Source organism: Streptomyces sp. YIM 121038 (genome assembly GCF_006088715.1).
In the GTDB taxonomy this organism is placed as follows: Bacteria; Actinomycetota; Actinomycetes; order Streptomycetales; family Streptomycetaceae; genus Streptomyces.
Genome location: NZ_CP030772.1, coordinates 512,729 through 533,817 on the forward strand (window position 1 = coordinate 512,729; position 21,089 = coordinate 533,817).

7 protein-coding genes and 2 pseudogenes are annotated in these 21,089 nt (G+C 68.4%); 5 read left to right on the forward strand and 4 right to left on the reverse strand.

The features are described 5' to 3' along the window. Nucleotides 1-109: 109 nt before the first annotated feature. Together C9F11_RS45050 and C9F11_RS45055 are read left to right on the forward strand one after the other, a co-directional pair. Nucleotides 110-625: a winged helix-turn-helix domain-containing protein gene (locus C9F11_RS45050; RefSeq protein WP_138968163.1), complete on the forward strand. Its 516-nt coding sequence runs from the start codon at nucleotides 110-112 to the stop codon at nucleotides 623-625. Beyond that, nucleotides 622-1,197, forward strand: a complete 576-nt coding sequence (locus tag C9F11_RS45055) for an IS630 family transposase (protein WP_138968161.1) — start codon at nucleotides 622-624, stop codon at nucleotides 1,195-1,197. The genes C9F11_RS45050 and C9F11_RS45055 overlap by 4 nt, the downstream gene beginning before the upstream one ends. On the opposite strand, the gene C9F11_RS45060 is transcribed toward C9F11_RS45055, so the two are convergent. From C9F11_RS45060 to C9F11_RS45070, 3 genes and pseudogenes are all read right to left on the reverse strand, one after another. Beyond that, nucleotides 1,151-2,347 carry an ISL3 family transposase gene (locus C9F11_RS45060; RefSeq protein WP_171076219.1) on the reverse strand — a complete coding sequence of 399 codons (1,197 nt, stop codon included), beginning with the start codon at nucleotides 2,345-2,347 and terminating at the stop codon, nucleotides 1,151-1,153. The genes C9F11_RS45055 and C9F11_RS45060 overlap by 47 nt on opposite strands. Nucleotides 2,348-2,351: 4 nt before the next feature. Then, the gene (locus C9F11_RS45065) at nucleotides 2,352-3,713 is read right to left on the reverse strand and encodes an ISL3 family transposase (RefSeq protein WP_171076220.1); all 1,362 of its coding nucleotides are present in this window, start codon (nucleotides 3,711-3,713) and stop codon (nucleotides 2,352-2,354) included. Nucleotides 3,714-3,887: 174 nt separating this feature from the next. Next, nucleotides 3,888-4,208: pseudogene (locus tag C9F11_RS45070) on the reverse strand (transposase); the annotation flags it as partial. 463 nt (nucleotides 4,209-4,671) lie between these two features. Between C9F11_RS45070 and C9F11_RS45075 the strand changes: the two are divergent. After that, on the forward strand, nucleotides 4,672-5,925 hold the full coding sequence (locus C9F11_RS45075) for an IS110 family transposase (protein WP_138968821.1): 1,254 nt from the start codon (nucleotides 4,672-4,674) through the stop codon (nucleotides 5,923-5,925). Nucleotides 5,926-5,947: 22 nt separating this feature from the next. On the opposite strand, the pseudogene C9F11_RS45080 reads toward C9F11_RS45075, so the two are convergent. Then, nucleotides 5,948-6,289: pseudogene (locus C9F11_RS45080) on the reverse strand (transposase); the annotation flags it as partial. 590 nt (nucleotides 6,290-6,879) lie between these two features. Between C9F11_RS45080 and C9F11_RS45085 the strand changes: the two are divergent. Both C9F11_RS45085 and C9F11_RS45090 read left to right on the forward strand, forming a co-directional pair. Next, a complete protein-coding gene (locus C9F11_RS45085; protein WP_249402354.1) occupies nucleotides 6,880-15,489 on the forward strand; it encodes a type I polyketide synthase in 8,610 nt (2,869 codons plus the stop codon). A 46-nt stretch (nucleotides 15,490-15,535) separates the two neighbouring features. Then, nucleotides 15,536-21,088, forward strand: coding sequence for a type I polyketide synthase (locus C9F11_RS45090; RefSeq protein WP_171076221.1), 5,553 nt, complete (start codon nucleotides 15,536-15,538; stop codon nucleotides 21,086-21,088). The last annotated feature ends 1 nt before the right edge of the window (nucleotide 21,089 follow it).

Below are 21,089 nucleotides of genomic sequence, written 5' to 3' on the forward strand. Positions count from 1 at the left end.
GCGCATGCCCCGCTACCAGCACATTTACCCCCCAAACGGGAACGCAGCACTACTGAGTTTTTCGTTGGTTCTGTGAGTGCAGGGGCTTCGGCGGTGTGAGCATGCTGGTGTGTCTTCCGAGTCGCAGGCTGTTGTTTCCGATGTCTCCGTTCTGCCTTTGACGCGGCCGCAGTTGGCCGAGGCCCGTCGCATGCGCGCGGTCGAGTTGTTCGAACTGGGACGTTCTACATCCGAGGTCGCGCGGATGGTGGGGATGCATCCCGAGAGCGTGCGCCGGTGGAGACGCCTGTGGGAGCAGGGTGGAGCTCAAGCTCTGCGGCGGCGGCCTGCCACCGGCCGGCCGCCCAAGCTGGATGACCCCCAAGTCGGGCTGGTGCGGGCCGCGTTGGAACAAGGCGCCCAGGCGCACGGGTTCGAGGCGGATCTGTGGACCCTGGAACGGGTCGGCGTGCTGGTGGAGCGGGTGACCGGGGTGAGGCTGGCCCGGGCATCCGTGTGGCGGCTGCTGACCGGGCGGCTGGGGTGGAGTCTGCAGCGTCCCCGACGTCAGGCCGTCGAGCGGGACGAGCCCGAGATCGCCCGATGGGTCGCCAAGGAGTGGCCACGCATCAAAATGGGGCGGTGAAGAAACGTGCCTGGATCGTATTCTTCGACGAATCAGGCGTGTCGCTGCTGCCCCAGGTACGCCGCACCTACGCACCCCGCGGGCACACTCCCATCCTGCGGCACCGGCTGAACTGGAAGCGCGCCGGGATGGCCGCCGCGCTGGGCTACCACGCCGCGGACCCCGAACGCGGCCCGCGAATGTGCTTCCACCTCAAACCCGGCAGCTGCAACACCACTTCCTTGAACGAGGTGCTGGAACAGGTCAAGGCCTTCTACGCTGGCGAATCGGTGGTGTTGGTGTGGGACGGACTGTCGGCCCACCGGAGTCGGGACATGCGGGCCTGGGCGGCCGAACAGGACTGGTTGACCCTGGAGCGGCTACCGGCCTACGCACCCGAACTCAACCCGGTGGAACTGCTGTGGTCGGCCATCAAGACCCGCGAGCTGGCCAACCTCGCCGGCGACCACCTCGCCGACATCGCCGACGCCGCCGAAAGCGGCATCCACCGGATCTGCTCCAACGAACAACTCCCGTGGTCCTTCCTCACCCATACCGGACTAACACTCCACCCCAAACCACCACAGAACTAACGAAAAACTCAGTAGGCGCCAGCGACCGGGGCGTGGGTGCGCCGTGCTCGCGCATCCGGTGGACGAAGCGGCGGACGGTGCGCTTGCTGACGTGGATGCCCTGGGCGGCGAGTTCTGCGTGCAGGATGTGGGCACCGCTGCAGCCCTCGTCCCAGCGCCGGGCGAAGTAGTCGGCGTGTGCGTCGAGTATCCCGGTGCGGCCTGACGGCCCGTGGACGAGGATCTCCTCGATGGTGGCCGCGCGCATGAATCTGCGGACGGTCTTGGGGTCCAGCCGCAGCTCTCGCATGATCCCGGTCAGGCCCACACCCCGTTCCATCAGGGCATGCACGGCGGCATGGCGTTCCCGGTTGCGGCGGGTCAGTGGGCCCTCATCCTTGTCGGGCAGCACCTCAGCAGTTGCGGAAGGCTCGCGCTCCGGCGGCAGCCAACCGGGGCGGAGCCGCCCGGCCGCCCGCTCGGCCGCGGTGCCGAGGTTCTGCCACAAGTGGAAGCGGTCAGCACACTGTTGAGCGTGCGGGGCACCTCGTTGGGCCCCGTCGCTGAAGGAGTTGGCCCGGTCCCGGCATATCACCTCGGCCCCCGGGTGGGCCGTGAGCCAGGCGGCGAACGCATCGCCTGAACAGTCGGCAAGGATGTCGATGACCCGGTGGGTCTCGACATCGACCAGCACCGTTCCGTAGCGGCGGGACCGTTTGAGGGCGAACTCGTCGACCCCCAGGATCCGCGGACACTCCACCACCGGTTCCGGTAGTGCGAGCACGATGGACAGCAGCGTCACCCGGCTGATCACCACGTTCAGCACCGTCAGCAGACGAGCCCCTGCACTGCCGGCCAGCGCCAGACCCACGGCCCGCAGCATCTCCAGCAGCAGCGGGGTATAGCGGCCGTAGCGGATGGTCAGCCCCTCCACCTGCTCGGCGAACGTACGCCGCGGGCACCCATCGACATCGCAGAACAACCGCCGCACGCTCAGCTCGATCACCACGGGTCTGCCGCCGACCGCCGCGTCCGCCAAACGCCGCTGGTACCGGCTGTGCACCCGGCGCGAAGCCGTCCGGCAATCCGGACATGGCAAAACGACCTCATCGCGGGTACGCGCCGTGATGCGCAACACCCCGCTCTCCACAAGCATTTGCTCCACCAGCACCTTCTCAAGGTGCGGGAACACCATCCCGAGTACGTCCGCACACAGTACGGACGATGGCACCACCGTGACGGGCTGTCACCTCGTCACGAAAATCTTGCGAGACCCTAACTGCTCCTCCTCGTTGGCCGTGAGAGTGCCGCGCGGCCGCATGATCCATGACGTGATCTTGTGCGGGCTGGGGATGGTGCCGCGGGCCGGTTCCACGGTCCCGGTCCGCAGTCCCTTCAGGTAGTGGCGCACTGGCGTTGCTGTGCCCTGGTAGCCGCGTTGCCGGATCTCGTGAAGGAGCTGGGTGCCGGCTGGTGCAGCCCTCGGTGAACCGTTCGGTCAGGTAGCCGGTGAACGGCTCCAGCACTCCTTTGGGGCGGCCGTGGCGGGCGGAGGCCAGCAGCAGTCTGAGGTCGGTGTCACGGAACCGGCGGACCGTCTTGCGGTCCAGGTGCAGACGTCGGGAGATCGCTGAGAGCGAGTACCCGGCGTCCAGAAGGCGGTGGATATCCGCGTACCGGTCGCGGGTCCGGACTGCGATCTTCGGCGGGGGCAGGACGGGTGCCGGCAGTGGTATCACCACCGGCCGGGTCACCGATTCCTGTTCGGCCTCGGTGTGTTTGCGCAGGCAGGGACGGTGTTGATGGCATGTCTTCTCGACCGCGGAAGAGAGGTTGTGGAGCAGGTGCCAGCGATCCGCGATCTCCTGGGCATCTGGTGCGGCCTCGCGGATAGCACTGCTGTAGGCGCTGGCCCGGTCCCGGCAGATGATCTCGGCACCAGGGTGCTCGCGCAGCCAGCTGCTGAAAGTGGCCGCGTCCCGGTCCGGGAGCACGTCCACCACCCGATGTGCTTCCACGTCGACCAGCACCGTGCCATAGCGCCACCTGCGGCGGAAGGCGAACTCGTCCACGCCCAGTACACGCGGGGCTCGCGCGGGCACCGCGGGCGCCTGCAGCAGCCCCAGCAACTGGGTGCGGCCAGCCGTCACCTGCAGTCGGCGGCACATGCGTTCACCAGGCCGCCCGCCCATTCCCGCCGCGATGGCCCGCAGCCACTTGCGCAGCCCCGCAGTCGCACGGCGATACCGTTCACTCAGATCCGGGACCTGCTCCACGAACGTGCGCCGCCGGCAGGCGGCCGACTCACAGAAGAACCGGCGCACCTTCAGGTGGACAACCAGCGGCCGTCCCACCAACGGCCGTTCGGCCAGGCGCCGTACATAGCGGGAGTGCCCGCGCATTCCCCGCCGCCCGCACGACGGACAGAGCGGCGGACGCCCGCAGGCGAGCGCCTCCACCGCGACCACCTCCGCGGCGACGCGCATCGACACGATGCGCACATTGATCCCGGGAAACAGCACGCCTTCAACCGCCACGGCCCCCATGGCCAAGACATCCCCGCAAGAAGCGTTCCCGCACTCACATGCTGACGCGGGGATTCACGCAATCACGGCCAGATCCCATTACATGACGCACAAACCACCTGAGACGGGGAAAATCATGACCGCCCACACGGGGATACGAACAGAGCGCCTCGTGGCGCACAAGGCGCGCTCGACCACCCAGCGGGTCTTGCCGAGGCCGGAGCCGTGCGCAACGCCGCGGCGGGCGGTCTTCGGGGTGATGCCGCGGGCCCGCAGGGGGCGGCGGTAGCAGTCGTAGCCGCGGTCGGCGAACAAGCGGGCCGGCCGGTGGCGCGGGCGCCCGCGCACCCCGCGGATGCGGGGGATCGCGTCCAGCAGTGGCATCAGCTGGGTGACGTCGTGGCGGTTCACGCCGGTCAGCGACATGGCCGGCGGGGTGCCGTGCCGGTCGACGATCAGGTGATGTTTGCTGCCCGGCCGGGCCCGGCGGACCGGCGAAGGTCCGGTGTGCGCCCCCCTAATCCAGTGCGTAAGCAGATAGCCCGGGCCCGTGCAACGACCCGGGGCGACTGCTCGCGCAGACAGCGAATGCCTGGGTCCCCCCTGGCCGTCAAGGCCTCCTCAAAGAGCGGCATCGCTGTCCGTTGCGGGGCTCGCGGTGCTGACGCGGGGCGCCGGGCTGATGCCTCCGTTTCTCCCGGCCCTTGAGGCCTCTGTCAAGAGCGGCGCAGCCCGGCGCCTCCGTGATCACCGCGAAACTCGCGGCGACTGCTCGAACGTTGATCGTCACGGCGCGAGCCCGCTCCAGAGCCGACCTCTTGTTCATCCGCGAGCCCGCGAACTCTGCAGAAAGATCGAGCCTCTGGAGTGCGCTGGTGTCGCGAACGGCTACTGAGATGGCGGACCAACGAGTCCTTGGATTAGGGCGCCGCGTGACCCGCATGTGCTCGTGACCTGCGTAAACGAACGGATCGGGGAGGATCGCTTGACCGTGTTCTGCGGCATCGACTGGGCGGAGCACCACCACGACGTCGCCCTCGTCGACGAAGCTGGCACTCTGCTCGCCAAGGCCCGTATCACCGACGACGCCGCCGGCTACCACCAGCTCCTAGCGGTCCTGGCCGAGCACGGTGACAGCCCAGAAGACCCGATACCGGTGGCCATCGAGACCAGCCACGGCCTCCTGGTCGCGAGCCTGCGCACTGGTAGTCGTCGGGTCTTCGCGATCAACCCGCTCGCCGCTGCCCGCTACCGCGACCGCCACGGCGTCAGCCGCAAGAAGTCCGACCCCGGCGACGCCCTGGTCCTGGCGAACATCCTGCGCACCGACATGCACGCCCACCGGCCCCTGCCGGCCGACTCCGAACTCGCCCAGGCCATCACAGTCCTGGCCCGAGCCCAGCAGGACGCCGTCTGGACTCGGCAGCAGGTCGCCAACCAGGCCCGCTCGCTCCTACGCGAGTACTACCCCGCTGCTCTGCTGGCTTTCCAGGGGAAACAAGGCAATCTGACCAGGGCTGATGCCCGTGTCATCCTCACTTTGGCCCCGACCCCGGCCAAAGCCGCGAAGCTCACCCTCACCCAGTTGCGGGCCGCCCTCAAACAGTGGCCGCCTCCGCGCTGCGACGCAGAAGCCGAACGGCTGCGGGCTGTCTTCCGCGCCGAGTACGCCCACCAGCTGCCCGGCGTCGAGGACGCCTTCGGTCACCAGCTCCTAGCCCTGCTCAAGCAGCTGGACGCCGCCTGCGAGGCCGCTGACGACCTCGCGGAGGCGGCCACATCCGCCTTTCACCAGCACACCGACAGCGAAATCCTGCTCAGCTTCCCGGGCCTTGGGCCCATGCTCGGCGCCCGCGTGCTCGCAGAGCTGGGCGACGACCGGGCACGGTTCGCCGACGCCCGGGCGCTGAAGTCGTACGCCGGATCCGCGCCGATCACCCGGGCCTCCGGCAAGAAGCGGTTCGTCGGCCGCCGCTTCGTCAAGAACAATCGCCTCATCAACGCCGGCTTCCTCTGGGCCTTCGCCGCCCTCACCGCCTCACCAGAAGCGAACGCGCACTACCGACGCAGACGCGAACACGGAGACTGGCATGCCGCCGCCCAACACAACTTGCTGAACCGCTTCCTCGGCCAGCTCCACTACTGCCTCAAGACCCGGCAGCATTTTGACGAACAGGCGGCCTTCGCACCGCTCCTGTCACCTCCGACCGACCAGGCGGCTTGACTTCCTGGCCCCCTGAGATGTCTTTGAGAGCCCGGACATGCGAGCCATCGATCGAGCAGTCATCCATGTCGGGCAGGTCGGCCCGGCGAAGCTCGACCAGGAGGACTTCGTGGAGGCGCGGCCGGACTCCGGCCTCGGTCCAGTCCCGTAGGCGCTGCCAGCAGGTCACCCCGCTGCAGCCGATCCGCTCGGCAGGCACGTCCGACCAGGTCACGCCCTTGCGCAGCACATACACGATGCCGACCAGGGCGACGCGGCCCTCCACAGGCTTCCGGCCGGGGAACCGGTGGCGACGCGGCGGCCGGGCCGGGAGCAACGGGGCTATCCGCTCCCACAGGTCATCGGGCACAAGATCGTCAGCCATCCGGCAGACCCTGCCGCACGGCCCCCTCAACTCCCAGCCGCCACACCGAACTCATTCTGAAACGATCAGTAAGGCAAGTTGGTCACGAACCTCGCTCGATATGCACGTACCACACCAACGACAGAAACACTGAGAAGCAACGCTTTGATCCTTTATGAGCCCTAACTGCCCCAAGCTGGGGTATCGGCCGCCTTCCTCGCCGGGGATGCCCTCCTCCTGGCCACACAGGCCATCTCCGGTGGCGTGCCACGCGCGCCAGGCGCACACTGCACTCGCTCCCACGACTCCATAGTGCTTCTAACGCTCCGAGCGCTCTCTGCACCCTGATTGCCGCAATTCGTCCGTGCGAGTGCAATTGTCGATGTACACAAAGCTGTTGCTCCCCTCAACTGGGCAACAGCGCGGCACCTCCATGACGTTCATGACGGGTGTGAGGTGTCTCCCTCTCTGCAGGAGACCGTCTGCTTAGCCGCCGGTGTCGTGAATCACCCGGGCGGCGCCGCGTTCCGGCACTCGGGATCGCGGTCTACCAGCCAGGACCTGCGTCCCCTTCTAAGTACTGGCCCTGGCTGGTCGATGCAGGAGTTGCCGTGAACAAGCGCAGCGCGAGAGACGACGATATCGCCATTGTGGGAATGGCTTGCCGACTTCCCGGCGCATCCACGCCTGAGGAGTACTGGACACTGCTGCGTGACGGTGTGGACGCCGTTGGAGAGGTGCCGGCCGAGCGTCGTAGCCTTGTACCTGAACTCTCGACCAACGCGGTTGCATCTGGCCTCAACGCGCCGCTTCGCGGCGGGTTCCTCGACCATGTGGACCGGTTCGATGCCGGGTTCTTCGGCATCTCACCGCGCGAGGCGTCTCACATCGACCCGCAGCAGCGCCTGATGCTCGAACTCGGCTGGGAAGGCCTGGAAGACTCCGGAATCGTACCGGCCGCCCTCGTGGGAAGCCGTACGGGCGTCTACATGGGTGCCATGCGGGACGACTTCGCGACGGTCGTCCACCGTCGCGGACTGCGGAACATCACTCAGCACACCTGCGCCGGTCTGCAACGCGGGATGATCGCCAACCGGCTCTCCCATTTCCTGCGCCTCACTGGGCCCAGCCTGACACTCGACACCGGACAGTCCTCGTCCCTCACTGCGGTTCACATGGCCTGCGAGAGCCTGCAGCGCGGCGATTGCACGCTGGCACTGGCCGGTGGCGTCAACGTGATCCTGGTGCCGCAGAGCACGGTCGAAGCCACCCGGTTCGGCGGGCTCTCGCCGGACGGCCGGTGCTTCGTCTTCGACGCGCGCGCCAACGGCTTCGTCCGCAGCGAGGGGGGCGGTCTCGTCGTGCTCAAGCCGCTCGCCGAGGCACTGGCCGACGGCGACCGGGTTCACGGGGTCATCCGCGGCATGGCCGTCAACAACGATGGGGGCGGTCGCCTGACCGTGCCCAGCGGAGCCGCCCAGCAGCAGGTCTTGGAGCTTGCCTACGAGCGCAGCGGAATCAGCCCGCTTGAGGTGCAGTACGTAGAACTGCACGGTACGGGGACCAAGGCGGGCGACCCGGTGGAGGCAACCGCGCTCGGTGCCGTGCTGGGCAAGGGCAGGAGCCCCGACAGGCCACTGCGTGTGGGATCGGCCAAGACGAACGTGGGGCATCTCGAAGCTGCGGCGGGCATCGCCGGTCTTCTGAAGGCCGTACTCGCGCTGCGGCATCGGGCGATCCCGCCGAGTCTGAACTTCCGGTTCGCGCCTCCCGGTATTCCCCTTGAAGAGCTGGGTCTGCGAGTACAGACGGCCTTGGAACCCTGGCACAGCTCGGACGGTCCCCGGACCGCGGGGGTAAGTGCCTTCGGCATGGGCGGCACCAACTGTCATGTGGTCCTGACCGAAGCCCCCGAGGCAGGGCCGACCGTCCCTGATGAACGACGTCTTCCGGACAACAGACCCCACCAGAGTGCGGCCTGGGTCCTGTCAGGCAGAAGCGAACAAGCACTGCGGGCCCAGGCCAGGTCCCTGTTGGCCCACGCGGATGGGCGCGAAGAGCACACGGTTGCCGACATAGCGCACTCCCTGGCCACAACACGCTCGGCCCTCGAGTACCGCGCAGTGGTCATCGCGAGCGAGCGAGCGGAGTTCCTCGAAGGGCTGCGCGCCTTGGCGGACGGGCTGTCGCACAACAGCCTGGTGCGCCACGCGGCCGGGATGCCTGGTGTCACGAACCTGCCGTCCGGGAGTCAGACGACAGACGACAAGAACGGCGGGTCTCCGCTGCCAGCGCTGGCGGCAGCCTACGTCCGGGGCGAAGACGTGGACTGGGCGAAGGCCTTGGCCTCCATCGGAGGCCGCCGGGTGGATCTGCCCTCGTACGCCTTCCAGAGGCAACGTCACTGGCCTGACCAAGCCGACGATGGTGCGTCCGATCCGGCGCCCCGCCCTGCACCGACTGACCAGCGAATCACGCTGGAGTCCTTGCCGGCCCCTGAACGGCAGCTGGTTCTACTCGAGCTGGTCCGCACCGAAGTGGCTTCCGTGCTGGAGTACTCCGGACCGTCCGATGTCGAGGAGGATCGCTGCTTCGACGACCTCGGGCTGGACTCGCTGACGGCAGTGGAGCTGACCGAGCGGCTGTCCTCGGCCACCTCGCTGCCACTGACCAGCGGCCTGGTCTACGACCACCCCACACCGCGCGCCGTAGCCCGATTCCTGGACAACTTGTCGTTCGAGCCGCAGGCTTCCCCTCCTCCCCCTCCGATGCCCCATGCCCCAGCCGGAGTCCGCGATGAGCCGATCGCCGTTGTGGGCATGGCCTGCCGATTCCCGGGCGGCATCCATTCCCCGGACGATCTATGGGAGGCAGTCGCGGCCGGCCGTGACCTCCTCGGCGATTTTCCCCATGACCGCGGTTGGGATCTCGACCGCCTGTTCGACCCTGATCCCGACCAGCGCGGCACCAGCTATGTTCACCACGGGGGCTTCCTGCACGACGCCGCCGAGTTCGACGCCGACTTCTTCGGGATCTCGCCGCGCGAAGCACGGGCCATGGACCCCCAGCAGCGTCTGCTGCTGGAAGTGGCCTGGGAGACCGCCGAATACGCGGCGATCGATCCGGACTCGCTCCGCGGAAGCAGCACCGGAGTCTTCGTCGGGGCCATCCCCCAGCAATACGACACGGGCGTGATCCAGGCATCCGAGGACCTGGAGGGTTACATCTACACCGGCAACACCACGAGCGTTCTCGCAGGCCGGGTGGCGTATAACTTCGGCTTCGTGGGGCCAGCATTGGCGGTGGACACTGCTTGCTCGTCGTCACTGGTAGCGATCCATCTGGCCTGCCGCTCGCTGCGGGACAAGGAGTGTTCGCTGGCGCTGGCAGGCGGCGTGACGGTGATGTCCACTCCGTCCATGTTTACCGAGTTCAGCAGGCAGCGCGCACTGGCGCCGGACGGTCGGTCCAAGGCCTTCGCGGCCGCAGCGGACGGCACCGGGTGGTCCGAGGGAGCCGGCCTTCTGATGCTGGAGCGGCTGTCCGACGCCCGCCGCAACGGACACCGGGTCCTGGCCGTCGTCCGCGGAAGCGCCCTCAACGAGGACGGGGCGAGCAATGGGCTGACCGCGCCCAACGGCCCTTCACAACAGCGCGTCCTGCGCCAGGCCTTGGCCTCTGCCGGGCTGAGCGCCGGGGAGGTCGACGCCGTGGAGGCGCATGGTCCGGGTACAACGTTGGGCGACCCGATCGAAGCTCATGCACTGCTTGCCGTCTACGGCCGCGAGCACGCCGCCGAGCAACCCTTGTGGCTTGGATCGGTCAAGTCCAACATCGGGCACACCCAAGCCGCCGCCGGAGTCGCCGGTGTGATGAAGATGGTGATGGCCATCCGCCATGGCGTGCTGCCCCGGACACTGCACGTCGACGAACCCACACGGCACGTGGACTGGTCGAGCGGCACGGTCCGCGTACTGACGGAGGCACGGGCCTGGCCCGAGCTGGGCAGGCCTCGGCGGGCCGGCGTGTCCTCCTTCGGCGCCGGCGGCACCAATGCCCACGTGATCATGGAAGAGGCGCCGCCCGACGCCACGACGGCAGTCATCCACGAGCCCTCAGCTAGGGCCGTAGTCCTGCCCTGGCCGCTGTCGGCCAAGGGCGACCAGGCCCTGAGCTCCCTGGCCGGCCGACTGCGGCGGCATCTGGCCCATGATCCGGAGCGGTCCCCGGCGGACATCGGGTACACCCTGGCCTGCGGACGCTCGAACCTCGACAACCGTGCGGTACTCGTAGCCGCGAGCCCCGCGGAATTCCAGGAAGGCCTGGCCGCCCTGGAAGAGGCAGGCAGCGCGGCTTCGCTGGTGCGGGGATCCGGTCGGCGGGGCGGCAAAGCGGTGTTCGTGTTCCCCGGCCAAGGGTCGCAGTGGCCGGGCATGGCCACTGACCTGCTCAAGTCCTCGCCGGTGTTCCGGGACTCCGTACAACTCTGCGTCGACTCCTTCGCGGCGTATCTGGACTGGTCCGTACTCGACGTGCTGCGTGGAACCGACGACGCTCCTCCCTTGGACCGGGTGGACGTCGTCCAGCCCGCTCTGTTCACCATGATGGTCTCGTTGGCAGCGATGTGGCGGGCTCACGGGGTGGAGCCCTCGGCCGTCGTGGGTCATTCCCAAGGAGAGATCGCCGCCGCCCATGTCGCGGGGGCACTGTCACTCGAGGACGCCACGCGGATCGTGGCCCTGCGCAGCCGCGCCCTCCTGGCACTGTCAGGACAGGGAGCGATGGCTGCCGTCGGGGCTCCCGCAGACGAACTGCGCAGGTGGGCCGAGAGGTGGCCCGGTCTGCTGGGCATCGCAGCGGTCAACAGCCCTATGTCGACCACCATCGGCGGCGACCCCCGGGCGCTGGACGAACTGCTCACCGACCTCGCCCGGGAGAACGTGGAGTTCCGCCGCCTTCCCGGGGTCAACAATGCCGGCCACTCAGCTCAGGTCGAATCGCTGCGCGGCCATCTTCTCGACGCGCTCTCTCCTGTGGCGCCTCTGCCCGCCGCTGTTCCCTTCTGCTCGACGGTAACAGGCGCCCTCCTCGATACGAGGCGGCTGGACGCGGAGTACTGGTACCGCAACGCACGGGAACCGGTGTTGTTCGAACAGGCCTGCCGTGCGCTGCTCGACTCGGGCCACGGGCTGTTCATCGAGGTCAATCCGCACCCGTTGCTGCACATGGCTCTGGAGGAGACCATCGCAGACAGCGGCCGCGCTGCGGCTGCCATCGGCTCCCTGCGCCGTAATGACGAAGCCACCAGGCGCTTCCTCACCTCCCTCGCCGAGGCCTGGGCGCATGGCGCCCCGGTGGACTGGCGCTCCGTCTTCACCGGAACCAATGCCCGGCCCGTCACATTGCCTACGTACGCCTTCCAACGGCAGCGCTACTGGTGCGATGCCCCCGCCGGACGGGCCGAAGCCACCGGCCTGGGGTTGGACACCTCTGAACACCCGCTGCTCGGCGCCTCCGTGCCGCTGCCCCACACCGACGGGCTGGTGCTCACGGGGAGCGTGTCCAGGCGCAGCCACCCATGGCTCGCCGACCACGCCGTGTGGGATCAAGCACTGCTGCCGGGAACCGCGTTCGCCGAGATCGCCGGAGCGGCGGGCCGCGAGGTCGGCTGCGATGTGGTGGCAGAGCTGGACCTGGAGGCCCCTCTGTGGCTGCCGGATGCGGGCGCGCTCCGGCTCCAGGTCGTCGTGGAAGGACCGACGCAGCACGGCACACGCCCGTTCAGCGTGTACGGCACATCGGACGCGGACGTCGGCAACCAGTCCTGGACCCGCCATGCCAGGGGCTCGGTGAGCCACCCGTCACACGGTGCGAACCCAGCCGATGCCGTCCCCGGGCCATGGCCGCCCTCGGGCTCGCAACCGGTGGACCTGACGGGCGCGTACGAACGCCTGCACACCCTGGGCTACCACTACGGTGCCACGTTCCGAGGCCTGCGCAGGATGTGGCGGCACGGTACCGAACTCCTGGCCGAGGTGGCCCTGCCCGAGGAGGCCCGTAGCCAGGGCATCGGATTCGGCATTCACCCGGCGCTGCTGGACGCCTCACTGCACGCAGTCCTGCTGGAGACAGCGGGCGACTCGCCCACCATCCGCATGCCCTTCTCATGGCACGGAGTCAGGCTTCACGCCACGGGTTCCTCCACACTCCGTGTGCGGATCACCCGGACCGGTGATGACAGCATCGGGCTGGTGGCCACCGACAGCACCGGACAGCCGGTCGTGTCAGTGGATTCGCTGACCTCCCGATCGGTGTCCCGGGAACGATTGCACGCCGACAGCCCCGAGTCCCGTGACTCGTTGTTCCGGGTGGAGTGGACCGCCCTGCCGCCCGGCACCGTGCCATCGTCAACACACACCGTGGCCGCGATCGGCACCCCAGGAGACCCGGCGCTGCGCGACGCGGCCTGGTACCCCGACATGCCGTCGCTGGCCGCGGCACTGGAGGACGGTGCTCCCCCACCCTCCACGGTGATCGCCTCGATGCCCACGATCGCCGATCCCGCCCTTCCAGGGGACGTCCATACCCTCATCCATCACGTACTCGCGCTCCTCCAAGCCTGGCTTGCCGACGACCGCTTCACCCACCTGCGCCTCACCGTGCTCACCCACGGCGCGGTGGCCACCGACACACGCGAGGACATCGCCAGTCTGCCCTCCGCCGCAGTCTGGGGCCTGGTGCGCAGCGCCCAGGCCGAACACCCCCATCGCTTCACCCTCCTGGACCTCGACGACCACCCCGCAAACCTCGACGCCCTGTCCACCGCACTCGCCACGGCGGAGCCCCAGCTCGCCGCCCGAGCCGGTGTCCTGCTCACCCCTCACCTCGTCCACGCCCTGCCGGCGAGCGTGCTCACGCCACCGCACCACGCATCCGCGTGGCGCCTGGACATCCCGCGCAAGGGCACCCTCGACGGCCTCGCACTGGTGGAATGCGAGGAACACACCCAGCCACTGGCCGAAGGGCAGGTGCGCGTCGGGGTACGAGCAGCAGGACTGAACTTCGTCGACGTCATCATCTCCATGGACCTGTTCCCGGGCTCGGCGGCGCTGGGCAGGGAGTTCGCCGGGATCGTCACCGAAGTCGGGCCGATGGTCTCGTCCTTCGTGCCGGGAGACAGGGTGCTGGGCATCGTCGGGATCGAGACGGGGGCGATCGGCCCGGTCGTCACAGCTGACCACCGCATGATGGCGCGGGTCCCGGAGGGGTGGTCCTACGAGCAGGCCGCTTCGATGCCCATCGCCTACCTCACGGCGTACCACGGGCTGGTGGAACTGGCCGGGCTGCAACCGGGCGAGGCAGCGCTGGTGCACGCCGCCACGGGCGGCGTCGGCATGGCGGCCGTCCAGCTGGCCGGGCACATCGGGGCCGAAGTCTTCGCCACCGCTCACCCCGACAAGTGGCAGCACCTGGCCCAGATGGGTCTCGACTCTGACCACGTCGCTTCCTCACGGACCCTCGACTTCGGGGAAGCGTTTCTGTCGGCCACTTCGGGCCGAGGCGTTGGGGTGGTACTGAACTCACTGGCCCGGGAGTTCGTGGATGCTTCCGCACGGCTGATGCCCGGTGGCGGCCGCTTCCTGGAACTGGGCAAGACCGACATCCGCGATGCTTCAGAGATCGCAGGGCAGTACCCTGGGGTCACGTATCAGGCGTTCGACGTCCTGGACGTCGGGCCGGAGGACATCCAGCACATGCTGGAGGCGGTGCTGGGCCTGTTCGCTGACGGCAGTCTTCAGCCACTTCCCGTCACTTCCTGGGATGTGCGGCGGGCCCCCGAGGCCTTCCGGCACTTCAAGGAGGCCAAGCACACCGGCAAGCTCGCGTTGACGATTCCACAGCCGCTGAACCCCGACGGGACGGTGCTGATCACGGGGGGCACGGGCATGCTGGGCGGGTTGTTCGCCCGGCATCTGGTGGCCCGCCATGGTGCTCGCCACCTGGTGCTGATCAGCCGACAGGGATCACAAGCCCCTGACGCGGCCCGCCTGGAACAGGACCTCACGGACCTCGGGGCGGCGGTGACGGTCGCCGCCTGCGACATCGCCGACCGCGATGCCGTGGCGGGCGTCCTCGCCGCGATTCCCTCGGAGCATCCGCTGACGGCGGTGGTCCATGCCGCGGGGACGCTGGAGGACGTGGTCGTGACCGGCCTGACACCCGAACGCTGTGACAACGTCCTCGCGGCCAAGGCCGATGGTGCCTGGCACCTGCACACGTTGACCCGCAACGAGGACCTCGCCGCCTTCGTCCTGTTCTCATCGGTCGCCGGTGTTCTCGGGGGGCCCGCACAGGCCAATTATGCCGCCGCGAACACCCTCCTCGACGCCCTGGCCCAGCACCGCGCCGTCCAAGGTCTGCCTGCCCAGTCCCTGGCCTGGGGCCTGTGGAAGCAGGCCAGCACGATGAGCGGTCACCTCACACCACGTGATGTGACCCGCATGGTGCAGAGCGGACTGCTGCCCCTGGGCGACGAGGAAGGGCTGGCGCTCTTCGACACGGCTCTGCGCTCGGGCGAGACCGTCCTGATGACCGCTCATGTGGACACCAAGACTGCCCACTCGGACACCTCCTCACCGCTGCTCCGCAACGTGCTGCGCCCCACCGTCCGGCAGGCGGTGCACGGAGTGCCGGCCAATGTTCGCTCGCTGAGGGAGCGGCTCGCCTGCCTCGCCCCGGCAGAACGCGATCGCTCACTGCTGGAGCTGGTGCGGCAGCACGCCTCAGCGGCCCTGAGACTGGCCGCCGCCGACCGTGTTCCTCCCGAGCGCGCGTTTATAGATATCGGTTTCGACTCGCTCACCTCCGTCGAGCTGCGCAACCGTCTGAACCGTGTCACCGGAGCGCAACTGCCCGTGTCCGCGATCTTCGATCACCCCACCCCGGTCGCACTCGCGGCCCACGTACGCGACCGATTGTTCCCCAAAGGAACGCAGACTCGTCCGGCCGTGCTGGAGGAACTCGGCAGGCTCGAGGGCCTAATCCTCCAGCCGCAGGCCGACGCCCGCACGGCTGCCGCGGCCCTGACGCGGCTGGAGTCCCTGCTCGCCCGGCTGCGCGAACAGCAGCGCAGCCTGGCGCTTCCCGCTGGTCCCGACCTCGACGAGGCAACGGCCACCGAGGTGTTCAAGCTGATCGACGATGAGTTCGGACTGCTGTGACCGCCCGATTGCAGCAAGCCCGCTCGTACTCAGAAGCAGGTGCACGATGACCGAGGACGAGAAGACACTCGCCTATCTGAAGCGGGTGGCGGTGGAGCTGCGGCGTTGCCGCAACCGGGTACAGGAGCTGGAGGAGGGTGCGTATGAGCCCATCGCGGTGATCGGAGCGGGATGCCGCTTCCCCGGAGGCGTGCGCTCCCCCGAAGACCTGTGGAACCTCGTCCTGACGGAACAGGACGCCATCGGCCCCTTCCCCACCGACCGCCACTGGGACCTGGAACAGCTCTACGACCCCGACCCGGACCGCGCGGGAACCTGCTACGCCCGCGAAGGCGGCTTCCTCTACGACGCCGCCGGCTTCGACGCCGACTTCTTCCACATCTCCCCCCGCGAAGCCCTCGCCATGGACCCCCAGCAAAGACACCTCCTCGAAGTCGCCTGGGAAGCCCTCGAACACGCCGGCATCAACCCACACACCCTCCGCGGCACCCCCACCGCCGTCTACGCGGGATGCGTCCGACAGGAGTACGGCCCGCCGCTGCACCTGGCGTCAGAAGACGTGGCGGGGCACCGGCTGACCGGTGTTTCCGCGAGTGTGGTGTCGGGGCGGATCGCCTACACGCTCGGCCTCGAAGGCCCCGCGATCAGCATCGACACCGCATGCTCCTCATCCCTGGTCGCCACCCACCTCGCCTGCCAAGCACTCCGCCAACACCACACCCCACTCGCCCTCGCCGGCGGCGTCACCATCATGTCAACACCCGGCACCCTCACCGAATTCAGCCAACAACGAGCCCTCGCACCCGACAGCCGATGCAAACCCTTCGCAGCCGCCGCCAACGGAACCGCACTCGCCGAAGGCGCCGCCCTCCTCGTCCTCGAACGCCTCACCGACGCCCAACACAACAACCACCCCATCCTCGCCCTCATCCGAGGAACCGCCATCAACGAAGACGGCGCCAGCAACGGCCTGTCCGCACCCAACGGCAACGCACAACAACGCGTCATCCACCAAGCCCTCACCAACGCCCGCCTCACACCCCACGACATCGACGCAATCGAAGCCCACGGCACCGGCACCACACTCGGCGACCCCATCGAAGCCAACGCCCTACTCACCGCATACGGAACCAACCGACCCACCACCCACCCACTCTGGCTCGGATCCATCAAATCCAACATCGGCCACACCCAAGCAGCCGCCGGAACCGCCGCCACCATCAAAATGATCATGGCCCTACGCAACGCCCAACTCCCCCGCACCCTCCACATCGACCAACCCACCCCACACGTCGACTGGACCACCAACACCCTCCGCCTCCTCACCACCACCATCCCCTGGCCCACCACCCCCCACCCCCGACGCGCCGCCATCTCCAGCTTCGGAATCAGCGGAACCAACGCACACCTCATCCTCGAACAAGCACCCGCCCACGACAGCACCCCGCCGACACCCGTCCACGAAGACCACCCACTGACCTGGATACTCTCCGCGCACACCCCGAACACGCTCAAAGACCATGCCGAACGCGTGCGCCTGCACATCGCGGCGCATCCCGATCTGCGCACCGCGGACATCTCCCATGCCCTCGCCACCACCCGGGCGACGCTCGACCACCGCGCAGCCGTCGTCGGACGCACACGCGAGGACCTGCTCGAAGGTCTGGCTGCTCTTTCCTCGAGCCAGCGGCACCGCGGCACCGTGCGAGGAACGCCCAAGGCGGACCGTGCCCTGGTGTTCCTCTTCTCCGGCCAAGGAGCCCAGCGCGTTGGGATGGGTCAGCAGCTCTACCACACCCACTCCGCATTCAGGAAAGCTCTCGATGTGGTCTTCGAGGCCATGCACCCGCACCTCGAAGACCACCCCCTGCGCGATGTCATGTTCGCCCCGCCGACTTCACCCGAAGCGGCTCTCGTCCACCGGACCGAATACACCCAGCCAGCTCTGTTCGCCGTGGGGACAGCCCTCTTCCGCATGCTTGAACGACAGGGCATCTGCCCCGACCACCTAATCGGGCACTCCATCGGCGAGCTCACGGCTGCCCATGTCTCCGGCGTCCTCGACTTGCCCGACGCCTGCACGCTCGTCGCCGCCCGCGGCCGGCTGATGCAGTCGCTCCCTTCCGGCGGCGCGATGGTCGCCGTGCATGCCAGCGAGGCGGAGATCCTCCCCTATGTGAGGGCCCATCCCCGGCATGTCTCCATCGCCGCTGTCAATGCACCCACGTTCATCGTCATCTCCGGCCACGCCGAGACAGTGCGCGAGATCACCGATGAGCTCAGCCGACGAGGCCGGCGTACCAGCCCACTCCGTGTCAGTCACGCCTTCCACTCCCCATACATCGAGCCTGTCCTCCCAGAGTTCCAGGACGTCGCGGCCCGCCTGAAGTTCCACCGGCCCGCGATCCCCATCATCTCCACGCTGACCGGGCAACCAGCCTCCCCAGACGACCTCACCACGCCGCGCTACTGGGCCGAACAGGCGCGCCACGCCGTGCGCTTCTACCAGGCCCTCGACAGCGCCATTCGCGGTAGGCCCACGACGCTCCTGGAAATCGGCCCGGACACCACGCTGGCCACCATCGCCCACAGCTGTACGCGCGAGCAGACGCGGCATGACCACACCGTCGTTCCGACGTTGCGCAAGGGCCACGGCGAAGCCGACACGCTAGCCAAGGCGGTCGCCCAGCTTCATGCCAACGGACACATCGCCGCGCCCCTCCTGCCAGATGCGACGGCCGCCCTGCCCGCTCCGCTGCCCACCTACCCCTTCCAGCACCAGCGACACTGGCTCACCCCTACGGTCAGCGGCACACCTCGCACCGCCGCACATGCCGTCGGCGCTGAGTACGGAGACCACCCGCTGGTCGGTGCCGTGCTCCCCCTGCCGAATGACGACGGCTGGGTGCTGAGCGGACGGCTCTCAACAGAGAGTCACCCCTGGCTCGTCGACCACGTCGTACGCGGCGAAAGGCTCTTCCCCGCAACGGCGTTCCTTGAACTCGCGCTGCGCGCGGCTCGGGAAGCAGGCTGCGACAGTGTGGAAGACCTTGTGCTTCAAGCACCGTTGCGGCTTCCGAAGCACGGTGCTATCCACCTGCGCACGACCGTGAGCGGGGCCGACACGGCAGGGCGCCGTAGCCTCCGCATCTCCTCACGCGCGGAGTTCCCGGAGCCAGCGAGCGAGTGGGTTCAGCATGCGATCGGAGTGCTCGGCCCGGACGCGGTGCTCTCCGTCACCGAACCCACATCCTGGCCTCCTCCCGAGACCGAGGCCGTGGAACGCACCGATCTGCACGACCGGTTCGCGGCTCACGGTGTCGTGTACGGGTCTGCGTTCCATGGCCTCACGGCTGCCTGGAACCGTGGCGACGAGGCATTCACCCTCGTGGATGCCCCTGAGGCCATCAGGGCCGAGTGCGGTTCGTTCGGACTTCATCCAGCCCTGCTCGACGCCGCGCTGCATGCCCTGCCGCTCTGTCTGCCGGACGGCGCCGGGCAGTCGCTGCCCTTCTCCTGGGCCGGAGTGACCCTGCACGAACCAGGGGCTTCGGCTGTCCGCGTACACCTGTCACGCACCGGTGCACATGAGGTGGCGGTAACGGCCACGGACAGCGCTGGGCGCCCCGTGCTCACCGTGAAGTCGCTGACGATGAAGCCCACTGGACAAGCAGCGCCCGATGTCTCGTCACTCGAGTCACTGTTCCGGATGGACTGGCCGGAAGTACAGCTCGCCGCCAGGACTCCGGACACCGAGTCCTGGGCCGTGCTGGGCAGCTCCACCGACGGGCCACTCGCGAACATCCCGTTCACCCGAATGTATCCCCATCTGACAGCGTTGACCGCCGCGATGGATGATGGTATGTCCACACCCCGCGTCGTGATCGCCCCCGTGCACGCCGGACTCGCAGGAGACGTCGGCCTCCCTGTGGCCACCCGGTCCCTTGCACACCGCGTCCTCGCCCTCGTACAGAGCTGGCTCGTTGACGACCGGTTCACCGACGCCCTGCTGATCGTGGTGACCCACCGGGCCGTCGCCACCCACGCCCGTGAGGACGTCTCCGATCTCGCCGCTTCCGCGGTATGGGGGCTGCTGAGCAGTGCACAGAGCGAACATCCTCAGCGTTTCGCACTCCTCGACCTCGATGATCATCCCTCCACGTCGGTCGTTCTCCCCCGCGCACTCGACAGCGCTGAACCGCAGCTCGCGGTCCGGGCCGGAGCGCTCCTCGCCCCTGTCCTGAGCCGGGCGGCATCCACCGGGGCCGCTGCCGACAAGCCGCCGCTGGATGTGGAGGGGACGGTACTCGTCACAGGTGGTACGGGGGCACTCGGGGGGCTGGTCGCACGGCATCTTGTGACACGTCATGGCGTGCGTCACCTGCTGTTGATGAGCCGACAGGGAGCGAGCGCGCACGGGGCGAAGCAGCTGGAGCGCGAGCTCGCCGCACTCGGGGCCAGGGTGACGCTGGCGGCATGCGACGTCGCCGATCACCAGGCACTCCGCGGAGCCCTTGCCGCGATCCCCGCCGAGCGTCCGTTGACGGCCGTCATCCACACGGCGGGAACGCTCGATGACGGTGTCCTGACAAGCCTGACGCCGGATCGCTGTGACACGGTGCTGCGGGCCAAGGCCGATGGTGCCTGGCACCTGCATGACCTGACACGTCAGCACAACCTCGCGGCCTTCGTCCTCTTCTCCTCCGCCGCCGGCGTTCTGGGAAACGCCGGTCAGGGCAACTACGCCGCCGCGAACGTCTTCCTCGACGCGCTGGCACACCACCGCGCTGCCCAGGGATTGCCAGCCCAGTCGCTCGCCTGGGGATGGTGGCGCGACGCCGGGATGACCGCTCGGCTCAAGGACCAGGGTCTACAGCACGTGGGCCACCTAGGGCTCGCCCCGATGCCGGCGGAGGAGGCCCTCACGCTGTTCGACGCGGCACTCGGCAGCACGGAACCGTTGTTGGTGCCCGCACGGCTCGACTTCCATGCACTACGCACCCGGCCCGACATCTCCGCCACTTTCCCTGTGCTCCGCAACCTGACCTCCGGCAACGCGGAGGGAGAACGAGTCAGCGGCACCGGCGTGCCCATGATCCTGCATCAGCAGCTCGCCGACCAGGACGAAGTCGGCCGCCAAGCCATCGTGCTCGACCTGGTCCGCAGCCTCACCGCAGCGGCACTCGGATACCACAGCGGGACGAGCATCGAGGCAGACACCGGATTCAGCCTCCTTGGCATCGACTCGCTCACGGCAGTCATGCTGCGCAATCGCCTCGCGGCGGCTACCGGGCTCCAACTGCCCAGCACCTTGATCTTCGACCATCCCACGTCGGCAGCACTGGCCCGTCACCTGACCACTGAGCTCACGCGAACGTCCGTAGCCCCCATCGGTGCATGGCTGGACAAGCTCGACTCGGCCCTGTCCGCCACGGCACCTGGCGACCCAGCCCGTACGGCAGGCCTCCAGCACGTGCGGGAGCTCCTGACCAAGTACGGCGACATCGGGGAGCCTGCGAAGGGCAGCGATCTCGCGCAGTCCCTCGAAGCAGCGACCGACAGCGAACTCTTCGACTTCCTCGACCAGGAGCTGGGCTGAG